Annotated in this window: 1 pseudogene; it reads right to left on the bottom strand. The window is 68.7% G+C overall.

The features are described from left to right. Positions 1–130: 130 nt before the first annotated feature. Positions 131–533, bottom strand: a pseudogene (locus IH26_RS61840) (helix-turn-helix domain-containing protein); the annotation flags it as partial.

The following is a 533-nucleotide window of genomic DNA, read 5'->3' as shown; positions in this document are numbered from 1 at the left end:
AGGCTGCGGCCCCAGCGTTCGATATAACAATTCGCCCGAGGTGTCCGCGGCGGGATCTTGACCACGGTGATGCCTTCGACGGTGAAGACCTCGTCGAACGCGGCGGAGTATTTGCCGTCCCGGTCGCGGATCAGAGGTCCATGACGATGGTGCGGGCCTGCTGCACGACCCAGGCGTGATCCGGATTCGCGGTGGCACCGAGCAGGTGAACCCGGCGGGTGGCCACCTCCATCACGACCAGCACGTAGATCCGCCGGAGCAGGACCGTGTCGACGTGGAAGAAGTCGATCGCGAGGAGACCGTGGGCTTGGGCGCGCAGGAACGTCCGCCAGCTGGTGTCCACATCACGGGGGGCCGGTCCGGGCCGCAGGGTGGCCAGGATGCGCCGGATCGTGCCCGCGCCGACCCGATGTCCCAGCCGTAGTAGCTCACCCTGGACGCGTCGATGTCCCCATCGCGGATTCTGTCGGGCGAGACGGCGGACCAGGTCGCGGATCTCGTCGCTGACCGGCGGCCGGCCCGCCTTGCGGGGA

Origin of the sequence: Actinoplanes subtropicus (assembly GCF_000721705.1) — a bacterium.
GTDB classification, from domain to species: Bacteria; Actinomycetota; Actinomycetes; order Mycobacteriales; family Micromonosporaceae; genus Actinoplanes; species Actinoplanes subtropicus.
This window is presented reverse-complemented; position numbering and strand designations above follow the sequence as displayed.